The organism is Aeromonas sp. BIGb0445 (assembly GCF_024809075.1).
GTDB lineage: Bacteria > Pseudomonadota > Gammaproteobacteria > Enterobacterales > Aeromonadaceae > Aeromonas > Aeromonas rivuli.
The window spans coordinates 796834-823444 of record NZ_JANUES010000001.1 but is presented as its reverse complement, the minus strand read 5'-3'; the positions used below and the strand labels follow the sequence as shown (position 1 = coordinate 823444).

Sequence of the window (26611 nt, the reverse complement as noted above, 5' to 3'; positions counted from 1 at the left end):
GGGTTGTCTGCACCAGAGAGGTCGTTGCCCAGCACGTTGCCGTTCAGGCTCGCCACCACGTCTTCGGTCACGGTGCCGCCGACATTGTCGTTGGCCTTAGGCACGTCGTCTTCTACATGGATCAGGAAGTTACCAGCCAAGGTGCCACTGCCGCCGCTGGCCTGCAGGATGCTGGTGAAATCGAGCGTCAGCAGCTCGTTGTCGTCACCGTTACCCAGTGGGTGATCCAGCGACTTGACCAAGTTGAACTGATAGCTGCCATTTGAACCGACCTGGAGTGTGAACACAGTCGCCCCATTGGCCGTGGCAGTCAGGGTATCGCCCACTACCGTATAGACCAGCGCCACGCCACCCGAACTGGCCGGGGTCACGCCACTGGTATTGCTGCCCAGGCTGATGGTCGCGGAATTATCCGGACCCACGATCAGCGGTGCGACGCTGCCACTGACGCTGTTGGTGATGCTGTCACCGTCGGTGATGCCATTTGGCAGTTCATCCTCATCGACATAGCCTTCCACCGCGCCCACGTCTTCGACATAGAGGTGCAGGGTCGCCGTGGCCGGATCGCCGTCCTTGTCGATGATGGTGTATTGGAAGTCCTCGGTGAGATCGCCATTCACATTGGCGGGCGCCTGATAACTCCATGCCCCGGTGGAGAAATTGAAGCTCAGCTTGCCTCCAGCAGGGGTGGTAACGGCTGTCAGCTGCTGATCGCCATCGAGCACCCCATCCCAGCTGTAGGTGGTCGCGCCGATTTTGATGGACTGGATATAGCCCGGGCCATCCGCACCATAGGCATCATCATCCCCACCGCCAACGACAGTGTTGGTGCCGTTGAGCACATTGCCTTGCACCAGACCACCAATGACCTGATTGAGCAGGGTATCGACCAGATCGCCGAAGTTGTTCACTCGCAGCGGGGTATTGTTCGGCCCCGCATCCACGTCGATATCTTGCAGACGGGCATCGATGATGCCATTACCGATACCTATGGTGGTGACAGTGATACCGTTGTTATCGACGAAATTATTCCAGCTGGTTGCTACAGGGCTGGTAAGCGACGTGCCGCCAGGACCAGTTTGTTCGTTGGGGTTGCCATCGCTGATGAAGACCACCTGATTGTTCCACCCCGAGATCGGGGTATAGGAAGCAATGGTCTCCTGGATGGCATCGGTAAAGTCGGTATCACCGTTGAATGGGCGAACACCACCGGGTTCCTGCGGGTTCAATGAGTTCACCAGATTAGTGAACGCAGTGATATTGTCGGTTGGCAGGTAAGCAATGGAATCGCCGGAGAATGCAACGATCTGGATCTTGACCTGACCACCAGAGGTGTTGAACAACGCCTGCCCTGCAGTACGCACCGCATCGAGCATGGCGTTCAGTTCGTTATTATCGATACTGCCGCTGAAATCGAGCACGAACACCATATTGATGTTTTGGGACTGCCCGGACAGCACGGTAGCATAGTCATCTTGCGCTACCGGAATATCGTCTTGCACATCAATGGTGAATGAACCTTTCGTAAAGCCTGGAACCCGATCACCATCCCCATCGGTGGCGACCAGCACCCCCGAGAAGTCGATAGGCACTGGCAGCAGTTCATTATCCCCATTAGGTAACCCTTCCTTGACGGGATGATCCAGCGGCCCCTTCAGGGTGAAGGAATAATCACCATCGGCAGCCACCGTCAGGGTAAAGATGACTGTCCCGCCGGCGGAGGCTGTCAGCACATTGCCCGCCACGTTGTAACTCAACGCCACACCGCCGCTGCTCAGCCCTTGTGAGACCAGCGAGCTGACGTTATTCGACAGGCTGAATACGCCAGGACCATCGGCGCCAAACTCTACCAAGGTATTCAGAGTGCCCGAGGTGTCACTGGCCGTGGTGGTCTGCCCCGGCCCTTCATGATTGCCCTCATGAGGAGCACCGCCAGCCAAGGTCAGGGCATCCTCCTGGACAGCACCATGCACTGTGGGGCCTTGCCCATTACCAGATTGCACAGGGCCATCATCTTCGAAGCGGAACACGCCGCCAGTACCCAGATCGACACTGGCCTTGGCACTGTCGCCGTCGGCATCGGTGACGGTCTGCACCAGGGTCAGTACGCCACTGCCCAAGGTCAGGCTGACGCTGTCATCATGGCTACCGGTATTGCCGTGCCAGACATTGTCCAGCAGCGCCAGGGTCACGGCGCCAGTCACCGGATCTATGGTCAGCGTGAAGTAGTTCACCCCGTTGGCACTACCGGTGATGACATTGCCCACTTGGTTGAGCACTATCTGCGCGCCCTGGCCATTGGCGGCCAGCGGATCGACCGCGTAGAGGCCGCTCGCCACGTTGCCGCCATTGAGGGCCAGGCTATAACCAATGTTGCCCGCGCCATCTGCGCCGAAGGCATGGTTGAACTGGGCTTGCACCGTGACCGCCGCCAGGGTCGCGCTGGCGATGCCGTCACCGCCCACGCCGCCCAGCGCCGGCAGACTCTCATCCACCTTCACCGCGCCCAGGCTGGGCGCCTGAGTGCTCACCCCCGCCGTCGGGCCATCATCTTCGAAGCGGAATACGCCGCCAGTACCCAGATCGACACTGGCCTTGGCACTGTCGCCGTCGGCATCGGTGACGGTCTGCACCAAGGTCAGCACACCGCTGGTCAGGGTCAGGCTGACGCTGTCATCATGGCTGCCGGTATTGCCGTGCCAGACATTGTCCAGCAGCGCCAGGGTCACGGCGCCAGTGGCCGGATCTATGGTCAGCGTGAAGTAGTTCACCCCGTTGGCACTACCGGTGATGACATTGCCCACTTGGTTGAGCACTATCTGCGCGCCCTGGCCATTGGCGGCCAGCGGATCGACCGCGTAGAGGCCGCTCGCCACGTTGCCGCCATTGAGGGCCAGGCTATAACCAATGTTGCCCGCGCCATCTGCGCCGAAGGCATGGTTGAACTGGGCTTGCACCGTGACCGCCGCCAGGGTCGCGCTGGCGATGCCGTCACCGCCCACGCCGCCCAGCGCCGGCAGACTCTCATCCACCTTCACCGCGCCCAGGCTGGGCGCCTGAGTGCTCACCCCCGCCGTCGGGCCATCATCTTCGAAGCGGAATACGCCGCCAGTACCCAGATCGACACTGGCCTTGGCGCTGTCGCCGTCGGCATCGGTGACGGTCTGCACCAGGGTCAGCACACCGCTGGTCAGGGTCAGGCTGACGCTGTCATCGTGGCTGCCGGTATTGCCGTGCCAGACATTGTCCAGCAGGTTCAGGGTCACGGCGCCAGTCACCGGATCTATGGTCAGCGTGAAGTAGTTCACCCCGTTGGCACTGCCGGTGATGACATTGCCCACTTGGTTGAGCACTATCTGCGCGCCCTGGCCATTGGCGGCCAGCGGATCGACCGCATAGAGGCCGCTCGCCACGTTGCCGCCATTGAGGGCCAGGCTATAACCAATGTTGCCCGCGCCATCTGCGCCGAAGGCATGGTTGAACTGGGCTTGCACCGTGACCGCCGCCAGGGTCGCGCTGGCGATGCCGTCACCGCCCACGCCGCCCAGCGCCGGCAGACTCTCATCCACCTTCACCGCGCCCAGGCTGGGCGCCTGAGTGCTTACCCCCGCCGTCGGGCCATCATCTTCGAAGCGGAATACGCCGCCAGTACCCAGATCGACACTGGCCTTGGCACTGTCGCCGTCGGCATCGGTGACGGTCTGCACCAGGGTCAGCACACCGCTGGTCAGGGTCAAGCTGACGCTGTCATCGTGGCTGCCGGTATTGCCGTGCCAGACATTGTCCAGCAGGTTCAGGGTCACGGCGCCCGTGGCCGGATCTATGGTGAGGGTGAAGTAGTTCACCCCGTTGGCACTGCCGGTGATGACATTGCCCACTTGGTTAAGCAGGATCTGGGTGCCCTGGCCGTTGGCCGCCAGCGGATCGACCGCATAGAGGCCGCTCGCCACATTGCCGCCATTGAGGGCCAGGCTGTAACCAATGTTGCCCGCGCCATCCGCGCCGAACGCATGGTTGAACTGGGCCTGCACCGTGACCGCCGCCAGGGTCGCGCTGGCGATGCCGTCACCGCCCACGCCGCCCAGCGCCGGCAGACTCTCATCCACCTTCACCGCGCCCAGGCTGGGCGCCTGAGTGCTCACCCCCGCCGTCGGGCCATCATCTTCGAAGCGGAATACGCCGCCAGTACCCAGATCGACACTGGCCTTGGCACTGTCGCCGTCGGCATCGGTGACGGTCTGCACCAAGGTCAGCACACCGCTGGTCAGGGTCAGGCTGACGCTGTCATCATGGCTGCCGGTATTGCCGTGCCAGACATTGTCCAGCAGCGCCAGGGTCACGGCGCCAGTGGCCGGATCTATGGTCAGCGTGAAGTAGTTCACCCCGTTGGCACTGCCGGTGATGACATTGCCCACCTGGTTGAGCAGGATCTGGGTGCCCTGGCCATTGGCGGCCAGCGGGTCAACCGCATAGAGGCCGCTCGCCACGTTGCCGCCATTGAGGGCCAGGCTGTAACCAATGTTGCCCGCGCCATCCGCGCCGAAGGCATGGTTGAACTGGGCTTGCACCGTGACCGCCGCCAGGGTCGCGCTGGCGATGCCGTCACCACCCACCCCACCCAGCGCCGGCAGACTCTCATCCACCTTCACCGACCCCAGACTCGGGGCCTCACCGGCCAGTCCTGCGGTCGGGCCATCGTCCTCGAAGCGGAACGTCCCGTTGACGCCCAGATCGACACTGGCCTTGGCGTTGTCGCCATCGGCATCGGTGACGGTCTGCACCAGGGTCAGCACACCACTGGTCAGGGTCAGGCTGACGCTGTCATCATGGCTACCGGTATTGCCGTGCCAGACATTGTCCAGCAGCGCCAGGGTCACGGCGCCCGTGGCCGGATCTATGGTGAGGGTGAAGTAGCTCACCCCGTTGGCGCTGCCGGTGATGACATTGCCCACCTGGTTAAGCAGGATCTGGGCGCCCTGGCCATTGGCGGCCAGCGGGTCAACCGCATAGAGGCCGCTCGCCACGTTGCCGCCATTGAGGGCCAGGCTGTAACCAATGTTGCCCGCGCCATCTGCGCCGAAGGCATGGTTGAACTGGGCTTGCACCGTGACCGCCGCCAGAGTGGCGCTGGCGATGCCGTCACCGCCCACCCCACCCAGCGCCGGCAGACTCTCATCCACCTTCACCGACCCCAGACTCGGGGCCTCACCGGCCAGTCCTGCGGTCGGGCCATCGTCCTCGAAGCGGAACGTCCCGTTGACGCCCAGATCGATGCTGGCCTTGGCACTGTCGCCGTCGGCATCGGTGACGGTCTGCACCAGGGTCAGCACGCCGCTGTTCAGGGTCAGGCTGACGCTGTCATCATGGCTACCGGTATTGCCGTGCCAGACATTGTCCAGCAGCGCCAGGGTCACGGCGCCCGTGGCCGGATCTATGGTGAGGGTGAAGTAGTTCACCCCGTTGGCACTGCCGGTGATGACATTGCCCACTTGGTTGAGCACTATCTGCGCGCCCTGGCCATTGGCGGCCAGCGGGTCAACCGCATAGAGGCCGCTCGCCACATTGCCGCCATTGAGGGCCAGGTTGTAGCCGATATTGCCCGCCCCATCCGCGCCGAAGGCATGAGTGAACTGTGACTGTACGGTAACACCGCTCAACACTGCACTTGCAATACCATCGCTACCAGCTCCCCCCAAGGCGGGCAGGCTTTCATCCACCACCACGAAACCTGGGCGCTGGAATTCGACTGCCAAGCCCGAGGCCGGGCCATCGTCCTCGAAGCGGAACGTCCCGTTGACACCCAGATCGATGCTGGCCTTGGCACTGTCGCCATCGGCATCGGTGACGGTCTGCACCAGGGTCAGCACGCCGCTGGTCAGGGTCAGGCTGACGCTGTCATCCGGGTTGCTGGTATCGCCGTGCCAGACATTGTCCAGCAGCGCCAGGGTCACGGCGCCAGTGGCCGGATCGATGGTGAGGGTGAAGTAGTTCACCCCGTTGGCACTGCCGGTGATGACATTGCCCACCTGGTTAAGCAGGATCTGGGCGCCCTGGCCGTTGGCCGCCAGCGAGTCGACCGCATAGAGGCCGCTCGCCACGTTGCCGCCATTGAGGGCAAGGTTGTAACCGATACTGCCCGCGCCATCCGCGCCGAAGGCATGGTTGAACTGGGCTTGCACCGTGCCCGCAGCCAGGGTCGCGCTGGCGATGCCGTCGCTGTCAGCGCCACCCAACACAGGCAAACTCTCATCCACGCTGACCACACCCAGCTCACCAGAGCCGGGGATAAGACGCACGCTGGGCACATCGTCCAGTATCACCACATCCAGGCTGGCACTGGTGCTGTCACCATCGTTGTCGGTCAGCACAACGTTGAAGCTTTCAGTCAGCGCGGTGTCATTGGCTGGCTGAGTGTGGGTTTCGTTGTCGTTCAGGGTGTAGCTGTAATTGACTGTCCCGGCACCGGTTACAGGGTTGTAAGTGATGCCGGTCACCAGTAATTGATTGCCTGAAGGACTGGGGATCACCTGTGGGAAATTGGTGATGACCTGGCCATTGCTGATGAGCACCACACCGCCCAGACTCAAGACTTGGACACCATCTACTGCATTGAAGGTGAAAGACCCCCCTTTGGTCAGCACCGCTGCATCAGGTGCACTGCCATCCGCCAAGGCGGCTTCATTCAAGACAAGCTCCCCTCCTTCCACTTGCAACCCACCCAGAGCCACCGGGTCATCCACTGGGGAGATGGTGATGGTCAGGACCGACGGGTTGGTATCAGCGCCATCGGTCACGATGTAATTCGCAGGGGGAACAGGACCGGAATAGTTGAGAGCGGGGGTAAAGGTATAGGAGCCATCGGCATTGATGATCAATGTGCCGATCCCCGCCAAGGTGGATGCGACGCCGGCCGGTATGCCGGTGTTATTTCCCCAGCTATAAGAGACTATCGAGGCATCAGAAGGTCCGTCGGGATTATTGGTATTGAGCAGCAGATTGCCGCTGATGGCCTGATTTTCCTGGGTAACTGCAGATTCATCCTGGTCATCGAGCTGATTATCAGGCAAGAGATCGTCTTCTTGAAGACGATCGACAAAGGGTTCTGCACTGTGGTCTGTATCGAACCCAGCCTGAGCGATGGTGGCATCACCCGTGCGCGCTATGGTCACAAAACCGCCATTGCCACTGGCACCTGCAACACCGCCTATTCCACCACCACCTCCTGCCGCTGGCGCCCCCCCGGCTGCAGAAGCTTCAAAACTCTTGGTCGGATCGACCCCTTCCAGGATGGATTGTTGCAATGCGGCTATGTCATTGGGATCGAGAGGTTTGTCGGTTCCATCCGGTTTGGCCTCATCAAGGGCTTTGTCCGCTGCATCGGTTGGAACATGGGCTTCGGGCGCAGCCGATGACCCCTGGGCCAGAGCGGCGGCCTCTTCGGGGGTGAGGAGTGCCAACTTGGCATCGTCAGCCAGTGTCAGTTTGGTGCCGGGTGAGAGCGTCTCACCCGCTTGCAATGGACGCGTACTGCCATCAGCATTGACGACGAGGATTTCCCCTTCCATTGAGGCGACGACGACAGTCTTATCGATCATTTGGGTACGCATAGCCTTGACTCCAACACTGAGGGTTTCGATGTATAAACCCTATGTGCGAAGTACGGGGACGTCCGTTGCAAAAATGTACTGGATTGGCATCCCAAGAGAGACACTCATGAACCAAATCGAACGCTGGCCACTTATCCTCTTAAAACAACATATTAGGTAGTGCCTCAAAAGAGGCCTTATCATCACACGAGATAAGGTTAACTAATGGTTACATTGAAAGGTGATAAAAAAGGGCGCCACCTGGGCGCCCTTTTCATATTATTTTTGGCTCAAATGAGGAATGCCGGGTGTACAAAACCCTGATAACCGTCGATATGCAGACCAGATAGCAGCTTAACTTGCTGCTCATTCTCTACCCGGGTAGCAATGGTCAAGACGCCGGCATTGTGCGCGGCACGGCATACTGCAGCCAGGAAGGAGGTATCCGCCCCCGGCTCCATGACCTGGCTGGTATAGCCATGGTCAACTTTGACATAGCTAGGAGCCATCTGTTCCAGATAGCCAAGGGATTGGAAGTGGCGACCATAATGATCCACACCCCACTGGTAACCATGCTCGCGCACCACGGCCACCAGTGCTTCAACCTGAGCTTGATGCTTCAGGATGGCCCCTTCCGGGATCTCGAACAGTAATCTGTCTTTCAACTCAGGATTGCGGCCCAAGAAGTCACCGAGCCAGAGCAGGAACTCATCCGAACAGATGGCCCCGGAGGTAATATTCACGGCAAGTACCAATTCGGCGTCTTGTTGTAGCAGGGGCACCGTGGCCGTGAGTATCGCCTGATCAAACTCGCTGCCGAGTTTGAACTGCTCGATAGCCGGCAGGAACTGACCCGCAAAATAGTCATTGCCATCGCGATGAATGGCGGCAAACAGTTCGGCGTGAAGCCTTGTCCCATTGTCAAAACGACAGGCAGGTTGTGCCTTGAAACGCCACAGTTGACGATTAATTGCATCTTCCACCAGATCCCGCCAGGCCAGGCGCCCCATCATGCCTTGATTATTGCCCCCTTCCATCACCACGGCGCCCCGTCGCTCGTTGCGCGCCCGGCCCAGGGCATTATCCGCCTTGGTCAGCAAGCTGGAGAGATCATCCTGACTGTCTCGCCCGGCGATGCCGATCACCGACAGCGCATCCGCTTCACCCATAGGGTTGACCACCAGATCGGCGATACGACTGTTGATCCGCTCGGCCAGCTCCTGCAAGGTGTCCAGATCGTTGGTCGGGCAGAGCAATGCGTACTCGGTGGCCGAGATGCGGGCAATGGCGGCCCCGTCCCACCCACTCAGTTCATCATTAAGGCTCTGGGCAATGGACTTGACCATGTTGTCCCGCGCGGCAAAACCCTCGTCCCGATAGATGTCATCGAGCATATCGACCGCCACCAGCATGACGCCCCCCTGCCCCGCCTCGGCGATCCAGGCATTGACTTGACCGACGAAATAGGCGCGGTTGCCCAAACCGGAAACCGCATCCAGATAGACTCTCTCGCGCAGATTTTCAGCTTCTTGTGCCTGCTCCTTGAACTGAGCAGCCAGCTTGCCAGACAGAGTGTTGATGGCTTGCACCACCTGCTTTAGCTCCAGGGTACGCGGCTCGGGGATCTCATGACCAAAATGGTGTTGCTCTATCTCAATTGCCTGTTCACGGATCTGATCCAGCGGCTTGAGGAGATAACTGAGGGCACGCATCAGCAGCAATGTGGTGATGAGAAAGCCGACAACAAACCAGCTCGCCAGGTTGGTCATCCCTTGCCAGAGTTCGTAATAGGCCTGACCGCTATGACCGACCACCTTGAGCTTGCCAAGCTGCAACCAGCCCGACGTCAAAATGGACTCATTGGACATCTCTGGGAACAGATCCAGCCCTATGAACCATGCGGGAACCCCATCAATATGATGAGTATTCTCCTGCTCTATCACATCCTGGGAGGCCAAGAGATCGAGCCGGACCAAGCGATAGTAGCCGCCATCAAACACCGCCTTGATGACCGACTCGGCACTCACCTTGTCGCCATTCTCGAGATAGGGAGTCAATGCCAGTCCGAGGGCCGTTACGGTGTTGATCACTGTCGTCTCTTGCTGCTGAGCAAGATAGGTGCGGGTCGAATTGAACTGAACCCAATAAGTTACGGCAAACAGAGCCCCGAACAGCAACAACATGGTGGCCAGTAACTGTCGATATAGCGTCATAGGTTAATCATCCAAATTCACCACAGGTCGAGCCAATCGCCCTGAAGTCATGCGATTGCGTAAATCATTCCATAATCCCAAACGTGAAGACTGGCCGGCCAGTTCCCCCTGGCCACGCGCCTTCATCAACCACAAGTGACGACCATTGAAGCTGTAGATAGGCAGCAGATCCTTACGTGCAGTCGCCGGACGCAGAGCCCCAATAAGATTGTCGAGAATGAGGGGGACGGATGAAGGGGTTTCATAGTAGGCAACAACCATATGAAACTGGTTGTAGTCCAAGGCTTTGACGTACACCATCCGCATCTTCTCATCGTCGATGCCAAGCTCCAGCAGGGTAAAATACTTGGCAATGCTGAAATCCTCGCAATCTCCCCCTGCCGCCCCCAAAAATTCGAGAGGGCTGGCCCAGTAATCCTTCCTGCGCCACAACTTGCTGTCGTCTACAAAATGCAGCTGATTGAAAAAGCTGTTCACTTTCTCTAGCTTCTGTCGCTCCGACCAGCCTGCGGCCTGCGCCTGCAAGGTAAGCAACCGCCAGCTCGCCGTGCGTTTGCCTGCTCGCTCACCATAGGTGTCCTGCGCTCGCTTTATCATGGCCAGATCGGCATCCGTTAGCGGCTGACTCGCCGCCAGCAAGAGAGGAAGCAGGGCCAGCCCACACCAGAGCAAGTGTCGTCCCCGGCGGTGAAACAGGCCGAGCCACTGCCCGATTCGCCACAATGTCACATCCCTTCCCTACTCAGCTGAGCCAACAAATCATCAGGTGCAAGATACTGGAGATAAGGGCGTCAGACTGCAAGCCCGATGTGGGGTGTGACGGCAATGGTATTGTCGTCACACCCAAGCCCAACAGCAGCAGTCCGCTACCTTAGTTTTTGGCTTGCCATTCGGCGGGTTGTTGCACCTGCATGGCACTGAGCAAGCTGCCAGTGGCATTGAGGATGCGGTAGTCGGCCAGCAGGGAGTCATACTCCGCGTTGATGTAACTGCGACGGGCTTCAAACAGCTCGTTTTCGGTGTTCAACACGTCCAACAAGGTACGCTGACCCAAGCCGAACTGCTTCTTGTACGCCTGCACAGTGTCATAACTCGCATCTACGTGTTGTTGCAGGTAGATTTTTTGCTGATCCAGCGACTGCTTGGCATTCCAGGCCAGACGGGTACCCTCTTCAACCTGGCGGAAAGCATTCAGATGAATGTCTTTCGCCTGAGAATAGAGCGCAGAAGTCGCCTTGCTTTCGGCCAGATCTGAACCACCACGGAACAGGTTGTAGCGCATCCGCACCATAGCGGTCAGATCGTCGTTACGTCCCTTGACAGCATCGATGTCCTCATTCCAGTTCTGATCCACCTCGATGGCGACATTGGGATAGAAGCCAGACTTGGCACCTTCATTCTGGTACTTGGCCGCTTCAATATCTTGCAGGGAGGAGAGCAGGGTTGGATGCACCTCGGTGGCCGTCTTGAGCGCCGTTTCGATGGACGCAGGCATCAGGCTGGCATCCGGTACTGGCTGCACCAGATCCTTGGGCATCTCATTGACCACACGCACGTACTCACTCTCGGCGTCCCGATAGTTGTTCTCCGCCGCCGCCTGGTTTGAATAGGCGCGTGCGACCCGGCCCTCGATCTGGGTCTGGTCTGCTGTTGAGCCCAATCCTGAGTCGGTTCGTTTGCTGATGTCGCTGCGGATCTGCTCGTGGGTCGCCAGGTTGTCTTTGGACAACTCCAGTATCTCCTGCTGACGCAGCATATTGAGATACACCTCGGCCGTGCGCAGCGCCGTGTTCTCGGCTTCCGAGATCATGGCCAGGCGCTGGGCGCTGGCCTCTGCTTTGGTACGAGCCACGTTGCTGCTGACATCGAAACCGTCAAACAGCATCTGGCGCAGACTGAGGCCAGCCTCTTTGCGGGTCATGGAGTCATCGACACCAGGGCCCCCCAGACGAGTAGCGGGGCTGTCGGTATTCTCATACCCCACCCCGGCTCTCAGATCTATGGTGGGGTAATAGCCGCCCTTGGCACCATCATGCTGATACATGCGGGCCTGATAGAGATCAAATGCCTCCTTGATCTTGGGATGAGTCGCCAACGCCTGAGCAACGGATTGCTCCAGCGTTTCGGCCTGAACCAGGCCAGGAAGTAATACAGCGCCACTTACAAGCATGGCAACAATCGTCTTTTTCATAATATCTCCAGTCATATGCTTTTATTGATTGTTGGCTTATCGTTCCCTCAGTGCCGACTGTTTGGCCCGCAATATCGGTTTTAGCAAATAGTCTAGAACACTCTTTTTACCAGTAATGATATCTGCACTGGCTAACATACCGGGGATGATGGGTAATGCATTTGTTTCATCGCCCAGAAAGCTTTTATCCGTCCTGACTCGTACCAGATAGAAGGAATTACCCTCCTCATCTTGAATAGAGTCGGCACTTATTTGTTCTACCTTGCCATGTAAGCCCCCATAGATGGTGAAATCATAGGCAGTGAATTTCACCACGGCTTCCAATCCGGGTCGCAAAAAAGCAATATCCTTGGGCGACACCTTGGCTTCAACTAAGAGTGTATCCTCAAGTGGCACTATCTCCATCAAATCCATGCCTGGCTGGACCACACCACCCAAGGTATTGATCTTCAGCTTTTTGATGGTGCCTTTAAGAGGTGCAACCACGCTGGTTCTGTCTACGCGATCTCGCAGCCCCACCTGGCCTGCGGAGAGCTGACCCAATTTACCCTGACGCTCATTCAATTCAGTCTGGGCATCGGCTCGGAATTTCAGTGCGATATCATTGCGCTTGGAGATGGCTTCCCGCAATGCGGAGTTTAGTTTGGGGATCACCAGGCGATTACTCTCCAGCTCACCCTGCATTTCGTTTACCTGACGTTCCAGTTTGATCAATTCAACCTGAGGTACTATCCCCTCTTTCGCCAATGGGCGGCTGATATTCAATTCTTGGCGAGCAAGATCCACACTGCGGCCCACGGTACGTATTTTCGAGTTGAGTTCGATGAGCTCCTGCTCTTTCTGCTCTATCTGTTGTCCCAGGATATAGAGCTGATTCTGAAGGTTGTTGAGCCGATCATTTTGCACCGACACCTCACGGGCCGCATATTCGGCAAATACATTCTCATAACCTTCCGGGAAATCGATGGCCTGTTTGTCAATCGCCACCTGCTCGCGCCAACTCACGTTAGCCTCGCTTTTGACGACCACGCTGCGGATCTCCGCTCGCAGGCGAGCGATGTCGCCCTTTAGGGTAACCAGCTCCTGCTCGCGCTCACGAAAGTCGGAGCGAAACCGGGTGTCATCGATGCGCAACAAGGTCTGGCCCTTCTCGACGATGTCGCCCTCCTTGACGAAGATCTCTTTGACAATCCCCCCCTCCAGGTTCTGGATCACCTGCAATTGGCGGGATGGGATCACCTTGCCCTGTCCCACGGTCACCTCGTCGAGCTTGGCCCATGCAGCCCAGATCAGGGCGCTCATAAAGAAGAGGAAACAGCACCAGAGCAGCACTCGAGCCCGGGTTGGTGTACTGAGCAATACGGCGGCGGCACCATCATCCACGAAGGCCAGATGCTCCTGGGCGGGCAACACATCCTTCTTAAGCATTAGATGCCTCCTGAACCCGTACCTTGCCTTCTTTGAGCTGTTGCAGCACCTGAACCTTGGGACCGTCCGCCACTATTTTGCCTTGCTCGATAACGATCACCCGATTGACCACATCCAGCATCAATGTCTTGTGGGTAATGACAATCAGGGTGGTCTCAGAGCCGAGCCTGGCCAGCTCCTGCTTGACCTGTTGCTCGGACTGGTTGTCCATATTGGAGGTCGGCTCATCCATCACCAGTATGGGAGGGTCATTGAGCAGCGCCCGAGCCAGCAAAATAGCCTGGCGCTGACCACCGGATAGCTGACGCCCCCCCTCACCAATCTGGCGATCCAGACCGTTGGGATCCCGATTGGTGAAGTTGGTCACCCCGGCTCGCTTGGCGGCGCGCAACACCCTGGCATCATCCACCAGAGGATTACCCAGCATGATGTTGTCGCGCACCGAGCCAAAGAAGAGCGTCACATCCTGGGGCACACAACCTATGTTACGGCGCACGGCCGAGGGGGCCAGCTGATCGAGATCGAAACCATCTAGACGCACTGAGCCATCACTCGGGCGATATAACCCCATCAGTAACTTTTCAAGCGTGGTCTTGCCCGCCCCGATCCGACCTATGATTGCCACCTTCTCGCCCGGTTCAATCTTGAGACTGATGTCGTGCAAGGTGCTGGTCTCCATGCCCGGGTATTTGAAGGTGACATTCTCGAATTCGATGCGCCCCTCGACCACGGGGTGGTGAATGTACTGCCGCCCCTCCTCCTGCTCACCCGGGGTACTCATGATCCCCTCGAGGATGGTCAACGCAGAGCGGGCCTGGTTATAGCGGGTAGCGAGCACAGAGAGCTGCACCATGGGCGCGATGGCACGACTCGACAGCATGACGGCCGCTATCATGCCGCCCATGGTGACCAGGCCATCCGAGATCTGGTAAACACCGACAATCACCAGTCCGACCGTCACCACCTGCTGAATGTAACTCGCCAGGGATGACATGGAGTTGGTGATACGGCGGGTCTGTACCCCCCAGGTGGAGATGTGGGAAACCGCCTGTTCCCAGCGATGCTGGAACATGCTTTCGGCCCCGAAGATCTTGACGGTTTCAAGACCCGCGATGCTCTCCACCAGGTTGGCGTTTTTCTGGGAGGCGAGCCGTGAGCCCTCCTCAATCGACTGTTTGAGGGAACCCTGTATATAGAAGCTGTAGGCCAGCAGGATCAGCATGGCGACGATGGGCACCACCACCATGACCCCGGCAAACATCCAGATCACCACCAGGAAGAAGATGGCAAATGGCAGATCGATCAGGGTTGAGACAGTGGCCGATGTGAAGAACTCCCGCACCGACTCAAACTCCTGCAAATGTTTGGCAAAGGCACCGGTAGACGCGGGTCTCGACTCCATTCGCATCCCCATCACCTTGGCAAAAATCTTGGCCGACAACAGCACATCCGACTTCTTGCCGGCAATATCGATAAAGTAGCTGCGCAACTGGCGCATCACAAAATCGAAGGTAAACACCACCACGGCGCCCACCGCTAGCACCCAGAGGGAATCGAAGGCAAGGTTGGGTACTATTTTGTCATAGACGTTCATGGTGAACAGAGGGCTGGCCACCGCAAACAAATTGATCAGAATGGAGGCCACCAGGACATCGCGATAGATGCCCCGCGACTCCAGCAGGGTACTCCAGAACCAGTGACCATCGCGGGTCTCCAGCACCTTGGGGGAGCGTTCGTCGAAGCGAAACTGCTTCTTGACGAAAAAGAGCCGTCCCAGATACGCATCGCCGAGTTGGGCTGCCGTTAGCCACTCGGCCGCATCGCCTGCCTGAGGAAAAATAACCTTGGCCTGACTGCGATCCTCGTTCCACTCCAGCAAGATGCAGGCACCGCCATCGCGGGTCTGCAAAATACAGGGCAACAGCAGTGAGGATATTTGTTCGAGAGGTTGCAGCACCTCCCGGGCAGAGAGGCCAGCACGTTCTGCGGCGCGGCTGAGCAGCGCCGTGGTCAACCGACCGGACACCAGTGGCAGCCCAGTGGTCAACGCATCCTTGCTATTGGGAACGCCATAGAAACGGGTCAGGAAGACCAGGCATTCCAACAGCTCATCGATATGGTCGGTTTCTGCTTGCATAAAATCCTGTTCGATAAATAGGCTGAGGGTCAACCTTGCTTATCCATGCTCAGCGCCAAAACGCCGTTTACCTGAGGCGTCTGGTTGTGATGATAAGCACAAAGATACTCACATGATACCCAATAAAAACACGTAATCCCTAATAAGAGACATGCCATCTGCGCTGTGGCCCATGTCACCCCTATCACGATAAGGCACCAAACAGGTCACCTCAAGGTTCGGTGCTGCATCAGCCTGATGGCATTGAATGCGTGGCCTGACAGATATCTCCGAACGGCGCACCTTAACAGCTTAACGACCTGAGAACTATAGAACAGAGTCTGATTTTCATCTAATAACCCACTGTTTTTTTTGCTAAATTTGATAGGTTAGTCAGTTATTGGCTATCGAGTAGAAAGGGGGTTCCCAACCGATGGCCCTGAGGACCGCTCTCGGACAAGCCTGCTGCAATCAGACTCATGGCTGTCCAGCGATTCTCGCACCAGTCCGGAGCCAGCAGGGTCGGTTTACGGGCCGAGGCAGAGACCCTGTGATAGACCACCTCCGGCGGCGTGTGCTGGATCATGGCGACCGCCGCCGCCACATATTCTGCCAGCGTCGGCACCACCAGCCTCCCTGCCAGCCAGGCTTTGCCCAGGGTGCTGCCAGTCACCACATGCAGAGGGTGCAACTTGATCCCCTCGACCCCGGTCTCGACGACTCGTTGCAGGGTCTGCACACTATCCATCGCCTGTTCACCCGGCAAGCCGACAATGAGATGCGTGCACACCTTGATACCACGCACCTGGGCACGGCGCACCGCATCGGCATAAGCCCCATAGCCGTGGCCACGATTGATCCGCCTGAGTGTCTCGTCATTGGCGCTTTGCAGCCCCAGCTCCAGCCACACCTCATAACCCTGGGACTGATAACCGGCCAGCAGATCGAGTACGGCATCCGGCACGCAATCAGGCCGGGTGCCGACACACAAGCCCACCATGTCGCTCACCGAGAGCGCCTCTTCGTACATCTGCTTCAGATAGGCCACCTCGGCATAGGTGCTGGTATAGGCCTGAAAATAGGCGAGATAGCGCCGCGCTCGCGTCACTTCCTCACGCCGGGCCTTGAGTTGAGCCATCACCGAGAGCTGCTGGGCCGACTCATCGGCGAAGGAGGAGACATTGCAGAAGGTGCAGCCCCCACGCCCCAGGGTGCCGTCCCGATTCGGACAGCTGAAGGCACCATGAATGGAGAGTTTGTGGATCTTCTCACCATGGCGGCGCTTGAGATCCTGCCCCAGGGTATTGACCATTTCATGTAACTGCATGACAACTCCCGATAAAAAGCGAAATTGTACAGGCTGGGTTGGCCACCATGCTGAGCTGGATCAAGAGTCAGCCCGGTGTAAAAACATATAAATATTCATCCTGAACCGAATAAATATCTCCAACCGAGACTTTATCCCGTTCGGTGCTGCCGTCATGCTGGCGACAGCGAACCACAAGTAATGAGAATAAATGCCACTAAGTTTTTGTTTATAAAAACAAATAAATCGGTATCTCGGTGGGAAGTAAAAGCAAGTCGCACAACAGAGAAATGTGATCGAACTCATTCACTGCTTGCGCAGCTTGGTAAGATTACTACAAGAGGGTCTGGTCGCGACCTCAACTGACAAAGTGCAATATTTAGATATATAACGCTGGTATATCAATTAAAAGCAAACCAATACACCAAAACACCCCCCACATATCAATACGCAACCACATTTTGTTATGTGGATGTAACAAGTAAAACATCTGACTTGTCCAATTGACCTAGTGCAAAATTCCCATTAGTTTGGAGATTCGCCACTTCAGGCAGACGGAACCACAAGAGCCAATCGCAATTTATGCAGTTTGCGAATCAAGGCCGAGCAAGGGAGATATGCAATGTCACTATATGATCCAAAGCTGGAGAGGGATAACTGTGGCTTCGGCCTGTTGGCCCACATGGAAGGGGAAGCCAGCCACAAGCTTGTCCGTCTCGCGATGTCAGCATTGGCTCGCATGCAACACCGCGGCGGTATCTCCGCCGATGGCAAGACCGGCGATGGCTGCGGCCTGCTGCTGCAAAAGCCCGACAGCTTCTTTAGAGCCGTGGCCGAGGAGAAGGGTTGGCATCTGGGCCGCAAGTATGCGGTCGGCATGCTGTTCCTCAACCCGGACCCCGTGTTGGCCCAGCAAGCCCGTGACATCATCAACGAAGAGCTCGAGCGGGAAACCCTGAGCCTGGTCGGCTGGCGTCAGGTGCCTATTGATACCCATGTCCTCGGCCCCATTGCCAAGGCGTCCCTGCCCAGCATAGAGCAAGTCTTCGTCAACGCCCCTCCCGGCTGGGTCGACAAGGATCTCGAGCGCCGCCTCTATATAGTGCGTCGCCGCATCGAGAAGCGGATCAGCGATGACTACTTCTACGTGGTCAGCCTCTCCAATCTGGTCACCGTCTACAAAGGGCTCTGCATGCCCGTGGACCTGCCGCATTTCTACCTGGATCTCGCCGACATCCGTCTGCAGTCAGCCATCTGCGTCTTCCACCAGCGCTTCTCCACCAACACCAGCCCGCGCTGGCCGCTGGCGCAGCCGTTCCGTTATCTCGCCCACAACGGCGAGATCAACACCATCGCCGGCAACCGCCAGTGGGCCAAGGCGCGCAGCTACAAGTTCGCCACCCCGCTCATTCCGGATCTGCAAGAGGCCGCCCCCTTCGTCAACACCACCGGATCGGACTCCTCCAGCCTGGACAACATGCTGGATCTCTTCCTGGCCGGTGGCATGGATCTGTTCCGCGCCATGCGCCTGCTGATCCCGCCTGCATGGCAGAAGCACCCCAACATGGATGAGGACTTGCGGGCCTTCTACGACTTCAACTCCATGCACATGGAGCCCTGGGACGGCCCGGCCGGTATCGTCATGACCGACGGCCGCTACGCGACCTGCGCCCTGGACCGTAACGGCCTGCGCCCTGCCCGTTATGTCATCACCAAGGACAAGTTCATCACCCTCGCCTCCGAAGTGGGCACCTGGGACTACACCCCGGACGAGGTGCTGGAGAAGGGCCGGGTTGGCCCGGGTGAGCTGTTCGTCATCGACACCAGCAATGGCAAGGTGTGGACCAGCTTCGAGATCGATGACGATCTCAAGAGCCGCCACACCTACAAGCAGTGGATGACAGATCACTGCAAGCGCCTCATCCCCTTCGAGCAGATGGACGACGCCAACACCGGCGCCCGCGAGCTGGACGACGATCAGCTCAAGACCTATCAGAAGCTGTTTGGCTACTCCTATGAGGAGCTGGATCAGATCATTCGCGTGCTCGGCGAAAACGGCCAGGAGGCGGTGGGCTCCATGGGCGACGATACCCCCATGGCGGTGCTCTCCTCCCGTCAACGCACGCTCTATGATTACTTCCGCCAGATGTTTGCCCAGGTGACCAACCCGCCCATCGATCCCCTGCGGGAAAATCATGTCATGTCCCTGGCGACCTGCATCGGCAGCGAGCAGAACGTCTTCAACGAGACCTTTGGTCACGCCCATCGGGTGCTGTTCCAGTCTCCTATCCTGCTCTACTCCGACTTCCATCAGCTGCTGGCCCTGGAAGGGGATCACTATCGCCACACCCTGATCGACCTCAACTTTGCCCCAAGCGAAGGGCTGGAGGCCGCGGTGCAGCGCATCTGCCAGGAGGCAGAGACTGCCGCCCGTGCAGGTACCGTGCTGCTGGTACTCTCGGACAGAAACATCAGTGCCGATACCCTGCCTATCCCGGCCGCCATGGCGGTGGGCGCGGTGCAACGCACCCTGGTTGACAACAACCTGCGCTGTGACGCCAACATCCTGGTAGAAACCGCCAGCTGCCGCGACCCGCACCACTTCGCCGTGCTGCTCGGCTTTGGCGCCACTGCCGTCTACCCCTATCTCGCCTACGAGACCCTGGCCAAGCAGCTGGAAGAGGGCGTGCTCAAGATGAGCCTGCGCCAGGCCATGCTCAACTACCGTAATGGCATCAACAAGGGCCTCTACAAGGTGATGTCCAAGATGGGCATCAGCACCATCGCCAGCTACCGCTGCTCCCAGCTGTTCGAGGCGGTAGGTCTGTCCAAGTCCATCGTCGAGACCTGCTTCCGCGGCGTGTCCAGCCGGATCCAGGGTGCAGATTTTGACGATATCCAGCAGGATCAGCACAATCTGGCCCGTACCGCCTGGCTCAAGCGCAAGCCCCTCAACCAGGGCGGCCTGCTCAAGTACGTCCACGGCGAGGAGTACCACACCTATAACCCGGACGTGGTGCAGACCCTGCAAACCGCGGTGCGCTCCGGCGAATACAGCGACTACCTGCACTATGCCCGACTGGTCAACGAGCGGCCGGTGGCGACCCTGCGCGACCTTATCGGGGTCAAACAAGGCCAGCAGGCCATCTCCATCGACGAGGTGGAGCCTGCCACCAATCTCTTCAAGCGCTTCGACTCTGCCGCCATGTCCATCGGCGCCCTCGGCCCTGAGGCTCACGAAGCCCTGGCGATTGCCATGAACCGCCTCGGCGGTCAGAGCAACTCGGGGGAAGGCGGTGAAGATCCCAAGCGTTTTGGCACCGAGAAGAACTCGCGCATCAAGCAAGTTGCCTCGGGCCGCTTCGGCGTCACCCCCCACTACCTGATGAACGCCGATGTGGTGCAGATCAAGGTGGCCCAGGGCGCCAAGCCCGGCGAAGGCGGCCAGCTGCCCGGTGACAAGGTGACGGCCCAGATAGCCCAGTTGCGCTATTCCGTGCCTGGCGTGACGCTCATCTCGCCGCCGCCCCACCATGACATCTACTCCATCGAGGACTTGGCCCAGCTCATCTTCGACATCAAGCAGATCAATCCAGGCTGCCTGGTCTCGGTGAAACTAGTCTCCGAACCCGGAGTGGGCACCATCGCCTGCGGCGTGGCCAAGGCCTATGCCGACTTCATCACCATCTCCGGTTATGACGGCGGCACAGGGGCCAGCCCCATCACCTCGGTCAAGTATGCCGGCTCCCCCTGGGAACTGGGCCTGGCCGAGACCCAACAAGCCTTGGTCGCCAACGGCCTGCGCCACAAGGTGCGGTTGCAGGTGGATGGCGGTCTCAAAACGGGTCTGGACATCATCAAGGCGGCCATCCTCGGCGCCGAGAGCTTCGGTTTCGGTACTGGCCCCATGGTGGCGCTCGGTTGCAAATACCTGCGTATCTGCCACCTGAACAACTGCGCCACCGGCGTGGCCACCCAGGATGAGAAACTGCGTCGCGATCACTTCACCGGTCTGCCGGAGATGGCGATGAACTACTTCAGGTTCGTGGCTCAGGAGACCCGTGAGTTGATGGCCGGTTTGGGTATCAGCCAGCTGACCGACCTCATCGGCCGCACCGAGCTGCTCGAAGCCCTGCCCGGCCTCACCGCCCGCCAGGCCAAGCTGGATCTCTCCGGCATCCTGGCCAAGCCGGTGGCGGTGGCGGGTTCCAGCCTGTTCTGCCAACAACACAACCCCACCTTCGACAAGGGGCCGCTCAACCTGCGCATGGTCGAGGACCTGCTCGAGGCGGTGGAAACCAAGAGCGGCGGCGAGTATCGCTACGACATCCGCAACACAGACCGCTCCATCGGTGCGCGCCTGTCCGGTGAAATTGTCACCCGTCACGGTAACCAGGGCATGGCCAGCGATCCGGTACGCGTACACTTCAACGGCACCGCAGGCCAGAGCTTCGGCGTCTGGAACGCCGGCGGTCTGGAGCTGATCCTGACCGGTGACGCCAATGACTACGTGGGCAAGGGCATGACCGGCGGCAAGCTGGTGGTCAAACCCCATGTCGGCGTGTCGTTCAAGTCCCATGAGGCGGCCATCATCGGCAACACCTGCCTCTATGGTGCCACCGGCGGCAAACTCTATGCGGCAGGTACCGCAGGCGAGCGCTTTGCGGTGCGTAACTCCGGAGCCCTGGCGGTGGTCGAGGGCATTGGCGACAACGGCTGCGAATACATGACAGGCGGCATAGTAACCGTCCTCGGTGAAACCGGGGTCAACTTCGCGGCGGGCATGACCGGCGGCTTCGCCTACGTGCTCGATAGCGATGGTCACTTTACCAAGCGTACCAACCCCGAACTGGTGGAACTGCTGGAAGTGGCAGACCTTGCCATTCATCAGGAACACCTGCGCGGCATCATTACCGAACATCTGAACGAAACCGGCAGCTCACGCGCCGAGGAAATTTTGGCCAACTTTGATTCCTATGTGCCGAAGTTCAAGCTGATCAAGCCCAAGTCCAGTGACGTCAAGGCACTGTTGGGCCACACCAGTCGTTCCAGTGCAGAACTCAGAATCCAGGCGCAGTAAGGAGGGAACCTATGAGCCAGAACGTATTCCAATTTGTTGATGTTCAGCGGGTCGACCCGCCGAAGAAGCCATTGAAAATCCGCAAGATCCAGTTTGTGGAAATCTACGAGCCCTTCAACCAGGCCCAGGTCGGCATGCAGGCGGATCGCTGCCTCGACTGCGGCAACCCCTATTGCGAGTGGAAGTGCCCGGTGCACAACTACATCCCCAACTGGCTGAAACTGGCCAACGAGGGACGTATTCTGGAGGCGGTGGAGCTCTCCCATCAGACCAACAGCCTGCCGGAAGTGTGCGGCCGGGTCTGCCCGCAAGACAGGCTCTGTGAGGGTGCCTGCACCCTCAACGACAGATTCGGCGCCGTGACCATTGGCAACATCGAAAAATACATCACCGACAAGGCGTTCGAGATGGGCTGGCGCCCGGATCTCTCCAATGTGGTGAAAACCGATAAGCGGGTCGCCGTCATAGGCGCGGGCCCGGCCGGGCTCGCCTGTGCCGACGTGCTGGCCCGCGGCGGCGTCAGCGCCGTGGTGTTTGACAAGTATCCAGAGATTGGCGGCCTGCTCACCTTTGGCATCCCCTCCTTCAAGCTGGAAAAAGAGGTGATGCAGCGCCGCCGCGAGATCTTCGAGGCCATGGGCATCGAATTCCGCCTCGAGACCGAAGTGGGTAAAGATATCTCCTTCGCCGACTTGCTCGGCGAGTTTGACGCCGTCTTCCTCGGGGTCGGCACCTACAAGTACATGAAGGGCGGCTTTACCAACGAAGAGGCCCCTGGGGTGTATGACGCCCTGCCCTACCTCATCTCCAACGCCAACCGGCTGCTGGGCTTTGAGAAGGCGCAGGCCGATTACATCAACTTCGCTGGCAAGCAGGTGGTGGTGCTCGGCGGCGGCGATACCGCCATGGACTGCGTGCGCACCGCCATCCGCCAGGGCGCCGACAAGGTGATCTGCGCCTATCGCCGCGATGCCGAGAACATGCCGGGCTCCAAGCGCGAGGTGCAAAATGCCCGCGAGGAAGGGGTCGAGTTCATGTTCAACCTGCAACCCATTGGCGTCGAGCTCGATGCCCATGGTCGCACCTGCGGCATCAAGGTGGTGAGCACCGAACTGAGTGCCCCCGATGCCAACGGTCGCCGCAATCCGGTGGTGGTTGAAGGCTCCGAGCAGGTGCTGGCCGCCGATGCCGTGGTCATGGCCTTTGGCTTCCAGCCCAACCCACAGCCCTGGATGGCTGAGTTCGGTATCGAGCTGGATAATCGCGAGCGGATCCGTGCTCCCGAGCAGTCCGACTTCGCCTTCCAGACCACCAATCCCAAGGTGTTTGCCGGTGGCGATGCGGTGCGCGGTTCGGATCTGGTAGTGACCGCCATCTACGAAGGTCGCAAGGCCGCCGAAGGGATCATGGACTATCTGAGTGTCTAAGCCCGGCCGTCGTCGATAGCGAACCCAGGAGACATCCTCGTGGTGTCTCCATCAGCTACGAAGGCCGCAAGGCCGCCGAAGGGATCATGGACTATCTGGCCGTTTGACCCAGGCCATGAGTCCGAAGGCCTTCTCTGGTCGCTCTGACTAACAAACCGACGCCCCCGTCCCTGCGGGGGCGTTTTTTTGTGCAAGCGATCACCCAAGGCCGCCTCGCCTGTAGGCTTGGCGCGGATTTTTGCTATGATTGCCGCAACTTAGGCGGGCTTGAGCCCCTAGACGAGGTTTCTGATGAAAGTAGGTATTATCGGCGCCATGGAGCAGGAAGTTGCCCTGCTGCGCGCCCAGCTTAGCGACATGACCACCACCAAGATTGGCGGTTGCGAGTTTTATAGCGGCACACTGGCAGGCAAAGAGGTGATCCTGACCCGCTCCGGCATCGGCAAGGTCGCCGCCAGCGTCGCCACGTCGCTGCTGCTGGAGAGATTTACCCCCGACTGCGTGATCAATACCGGCTCCGCCGGCGGTTTCGATCAGGAGCTGCGGGTAGGGGATGTGGTGATCGCCAGCGAGATGCGCTTTCACGACGTGGACGTGACCGCCTTTGGTTACGAGATGGGCCAGATGGCGCAACAACCCGCCGCCTTCCCCTGCGATGCGCGTCTCATGACCCTGGCCCAGGAGTGCATCGCCCTGCACGGCAAGCATCAAACCAAGCTGGGCCTCATCTGCACCGGCGATCAATTCATGTGCAAGCCGGATGCCATCAACCGTGCCCGCGCCGACTTCCCGCAGATGCTGGCGGTCGAGATGGAAGGGGCCGCCATCGGCCAGGTGTGTCATATGTTTGGCGTGCCTTATCTGGTGGTGCGCGCCATGTCTGACATCGCAGGCAAGGAGCAAGTGGAATCCTTCGACGCCTTTATCGAGGTCGCCGGCCAGCACTCCGCCGAGGTGATCCTCTCCCTGCTCGGCAAGCTGTGATAACCCTGCCCTCCCTCGATACCCTGACCCTGATGGCGGCCACCCCGGCGGCCATCATGGGGGGCGCCGCCTTGCTCGAAGCCCTGCTGCCAAGGCCTGACTGGTTGCGTCTCTCCGCAGCCGAGCCCCTGCTCAGCCGACTGGGCCACAAGGTTCATCGCCCGGACGGCACCCCGAGCGCGCAGTGGCAGGCGGGCATACTGGCACTGCTGGTCGTCTGGCTGCCCTGCGCGGCCGGGCTCTGGGCGGTGCGCAACCTCGCCCTCTCCGAGCCGCTGTTCGACCTCTTGTTTCTGTTGCTGATGATAGAGTCCCGCCCTCTGCGTACCTTGGCCACGGCGGGAGGCGCCTTGCTGAAAAGCGATACCCTGCCCCTGGCCAGGCTGCAAGCCGCCCCTTGGCTCAAGCGCGAAACCGGCAAGCTCTCGAGCATGGGGCTCGCCAAGGCGCTGTGCGAGACCTGTACCTTGCGCCTGCTCGGCGGCTGGGCGGGGCCCCTGCTTGGCTTTGCCCTCGCCGGGGTGCAGGGCGCCTTGTTGTGGCGTTTGGCCCAGCTGATGCAATACGCCTGGAGCTGCAAGCAACCGGCTTTCGTGCAATTCGGCCGCCCGGCCGCAGCCCTCTATCAGGGATTAGCGGCCCCCGCCGCCCTGCTGCTGGCGCTGCCCAACCTGTTCCCCAAGGTCAAGGAGGGGATGAGTGCCCTGCGCACTGGCGTGAGCCGTTGGCCCCACCCCGCCGCTGGCGCCCTGCTTGCCACCCTGGCGCACCAATGCACACTGCGCCTTGGAGGGCCCCGTTACTATCAAGGCACGCTAGTGCGACTGCCGGTGCTGGGGGATGGGTGCGATCCCTCCTGGGAGAGCCCGCGTCGGCTGCTCACTCGGCTCCTGTGTATCGGTTGGGGCTGGCTCGCGCTGGCCTTGCTGTTGACTCTGGCCGGAGGCCTGCATGGTTAAGCGCCTGCTGCCCTGTGCCTTGCTCTGTCTGTTGGCGGCCAGGGCGTATGGCGCCGAACCGCCCCAGCGCATCATCAGCCTGACCCCCCATCTCACCGAGCTGTTGGTCGATATGGGCGCCGGGAGCCGCATCGTCGCCACCGATGATGCCTCCGACTATCCACCACAGGTGCGCGCCCTGCCCCATGTGGCCAATTACCGCAGTATCAATGTCGAGGCCTTGCTGGCGCAAAAACCGGATCTGGTGGTGGCCTGGCGCTCGGCCCAGTCCCGCATGCTGGCCCCCATCGAACAGCTTGGCATCCCGGTGTTTTACTCTGAACCCACCGACTTTGCCTCTCTTGGCCAGGAGATGCGTGCCCTGGGCGAGCGACTGGGGTTGCAGCAGAGTGCCAATGCCCAAGCCGATACCTATCTCGCCAGACTGGCGGCTCTTGAGGCCAAATATGGTCATGGTGAGCCCATCCGCGTCTTCTATCAGCTCTGGAACCCGCCGCTGACCAGCGTTAGCGGCTACGCCTGGCCGGCGCAAGCCATCACCCTGTGTGGTGGCCGCAATCTGGTCGATGATGCGGCCGGTCCCTACCCCCAGGTAGGGCTGGAGCAGATCATCAAGGCCAATCCCCAGCTCATCCTGGCGGGCAGCCGAGACAAGCATGTGCTGGATCACTGGCAACAGTGGCCCATGCTGGATGCGGTTAAACAACACAGACTCGCCCTGATCAACCCGGATGAGCTGCACCGATTTACCCCGCGAGCACTCAACGCGGTTGAACAGGTGTGCCAGGCCATCGCCACGGCGCGCGCGACCCAACCTTAAGATCTGGAGATCACCATGACCCTCTCTCGTCGCTCCCTCATGCTGCCCCTGTTATGGTCCTGCCTGTGCGGTGCAGCCTTGCTTGGCAGCAGCGCCATGGCCGTTGTCCCCATCGACCAGCAGACCCTGCAGAGCTGGCAGAAACAGTCGAGCAAACGGCCACTGCTGCTGGATGTACGCACGAAAGAGGAGTTTGCCGAGGGTCATATTCCTGGCGCTATCAACATTTCCCACGACCAGCTCATCAAGCGTCTGGCCGAGATCGGCGATGACAGAAGACTGCCTGTGGTGGTCTATTGCCAAACTGGACGGCGTGCCGCCCTTGCCGAAGCCGAACTGGAAAAAGCCGGATTTAGCCATGTCTATCACCTCAGCGGCGACTATCAGGGCTGGGTGAAAAGCGAACAGGCCGTCACTAAATAGCCAGTGGATAAATTGACCGAACGGGCCATCAGCTGATTATTGTTGGCCCTGATTTTGCATTCAATCTCCCCAGACTCC

At 59.4% G+C, this 26611-nt stretch carries 13 protein-coding genes; 6 read left to right on the top strand and 7 right to left on the bottom strand.

Annotated features, from left to right (window positions below; translation table 11 throughout):
- From M2367_RS03760 to M2367_RS03730, 7 genes are all read right to left on the bottom strand, one after another.
- Window positions 1–7607 (bottom strand): retention module-containing protein (locus M2367_RS03760; protein WP_259235821.1); only part of this gene is annotated, 7607 nt, incomplete at its 3' end.
- Between the two features lie 269 nt (window positions 7608–7876).
- Window positions 7877–9799: an EAL domain-containing protein gene (locus M2367_RS03755; RefSeq protein WP_259235820.1), complete on the bottom strand. Its 1923-nt coding sequence runs from the start codon at window positions 9797–9799 to the stop codon at window positions 7877–7879.
- Window positions 9800–9802: 3 nt separating this feature from the next.
- Window positions 9803–10522 (bottom strand): transglutaminase-like cysteine peptidase, encoded by a 720-nt coding sequence (locus M2367_RS03750; RefSeq protein ID WP_404972848.1) that lies wholly within the window; start codon window positions 10520–10522, stop codon window positions 9803–9805.
- Window positions 10523–10670: 148 nt separating this feature from the next.
- Complete coding sequence (locus M2367_RS03745) at window positions 10671–11990, bottom strand: TolC family outer membrane protein (RefSeq protein ID WP_005907529.1); 1320 nt, start codon at window positions 11988–11990, stop codon at window positions 10671–10673.
- A 36-nt stretch (window positions 11991–12026) separates the two neighbouring features.
- Window positions 12027–13418, bottom strand: coding sequence for an HlyD family type I secretion periplasmic adaptor subunit (locus M2367_RS03740; RefSeq protein ID WP_042043570.1), 1392 nt, complete (start codon window positions 13416–13418; stop codon window positions 12027–12029).
- Window positions 13411–15555 (bottom strand): type I secretion system permease/ATPase, encoded by a 2145-nt coding sequence (locus M2367_RS03735; RefSeq protein ID WP_259235819.1) that lies wholly within the window; start codon window positions 15553–15555, stop codon window positions 13411–13413. The genes M2367_RS03740 and M2367_RS03735 overlap by 8 nt, the downstream gene beginning before the upstream one ends.
- Window positions 15556–15931: 376 nt before the next feature.
- Window positions 15932–16861: a TIGR01212 family radical SAM protein gene (locus M2367_RS03730; RefSeq protein WP_224430715.1), complete on the bottom strand. Its 930-nt coding sequence runs from the start codon at window positions 16859–16861 to the stop codon at window positions 15932–15934.
- Window positions 16862–17462: 601 nt separating this feature from the next.
- Between M2367_RS03730 and gltB the strand changes: the two genes are divergently transcribed.
- The 6 genes from gltB (at window position 17463) to M2367_RS03700 (ending at window position 26533) form a co-directional block, all read left to right on the top strand.
- Window positions 17463–21920: a glutamate synthase large subunit gene (gltB, locus tag M2367_RS03725; protein ID WP_224430716.1), complete on the top strand. Its 4458-nt coding sequence runs from the start codon at window positions 17463–17465 to the stop codon at window positions 21918–21920.
- A gap of 11 nt (window positions 21921–21931) precedes the next feature.
- Window positions 21932–23347 carry an FAD-dependent oxidoreductase gene (locus M2367_RS03720; RefSeq protein WP_259235818.1) on the top strand — a complete coding sequence of 472 codons (1416 nt, stop codon included), beginning with the start codon at window positions 21932–21934 and terminating at the stop codon, window positions 23345–23347.
- A 291-nt stretch (window positions 23348–23638) separates the two neighbouring features.
- Window positions 23639–24331 carry a 5'-methylthioadenosine/S-adenosylhomocysteine nucleosidase gene (gene mtnN / locus M2367_RS03715; protein WP_259235817.1) on the top strand — a complete coding sequence of 231 codons (693 nt, stop codon included), beginning with the start codon at window positions 23639–23641 and terminating at the stop codon, window positions 24329–24331.
- A gap of 5 nt (window positions 24332–24336) precedes the next feature.
- The gene (locus tag M2367_RS03710) at window positions 24337–25290 is read left to right on the top strand and encodes a cobalamin biosynthesis protein (RefSeq protein WP_404972847.1); all 954 of its coding nucleotides are present in this window, start codon (window positions 24337–24339) and stop codon (window positions 25288–25290) included.
- Window positions 25283–26110, top strand: coding sequence for a cobalamin-binding protein (locus M2367_RS03705; protein WP_259235816.1), 828 nt, complete (start codon window positions 25283–25285; stop codon window positions 26108–26110). Before M2367_RS03710 ends, M2367_RS03705 begins: the two co-directional genes overlap by 8 nt.
- Window positions 26111–26125: 15 nt before the next feature.
- A complete protein-coding gene (locus M2367_RS03700) occupies window positions 26126–26533 on the top strand; it encodes a rhodanese-like domain-containing protein (RefSeq protein WP_259235815.1) in 408 nt (135 codons plus the stop codon).
- The last annotated feature ends 78 nt before the right edge of the window (window positions 26534–26611 follow it).

Excerpts from the sequence above, each read along its gene's own strand:
- gltB (WP_224430716.1), top strand. The coding sequence starts at position 17,463 with ATGTCACTATATGATCCAAAGCTGGAGAGGGATAACTGTGGCTTCGGC.
- M2367_RS03700 (WP_259235815.1), top strand. The coding sequence starts at position 26,126 with ATGACCCTCTCTCGTCGCTCCCTCATGCTGCCCCTGTTATGGTCCTGC.
- M2367_RS03740 (WP_042043570.1), bottom strand. The coding sequence starts at position 13,418 with ATGCTTAAGAAGGATGTGTTGCCCGCCCAGGAGCATCTGGCCTTCGTG.
- M2367_RS03730 (WP_224430715.1), bottom strand. The coding sequence starts at position 16,861 with ATGCAGTTACATGAAATGGTCAATACCCTGGGGCAGGATCTCAAGCGC.
- M2367_RS03735 (WP_259235819.1), bottom strand. The coding sequence starts at position 15,555 with ATGCAAGCAGAAACCGACCATATCGATGAGCTGTTGGAATGCCTGGTC.
- mtnN (WP_259235817.1), top strand. The coding sequence starts at position 23,639 with ATGAAAGTAGGTATTATCGGCGCCATGGAGCAGGAAGTTGCCCTGCTG.
- M2367_RS03745 (WP_005907529.1), bottom strand. The coding sequence starts at position 11,990 with ATGAAAAAGACGATTGTTGCCATGCTTGTAAGTGGCGCTGTATTACTT.
- M2367_RS03705 (WP_259235816.1), top strand. The coding sequence starts at position 25,283 with ATGGTTAAGCGCCTGCTGCCCTGTGCCTTGCTCTGTCTGTTGGCGGCC.
- M2367_RS03720 (WP_259235818.1), top strand. The coding sequence starts at position 21,932 with ATGAGCCAGAACGTATTCCAATTTGTTGATGTTCAGCGGGTCGACCCG.
- M2367_RS03755 (WP_259235820.1), bottom strand. The coding sequence starts at position 9,799 with ATGACGCTATATCGACAGTTACTGGCCACCATGTTGTTGCTGTTCGGG.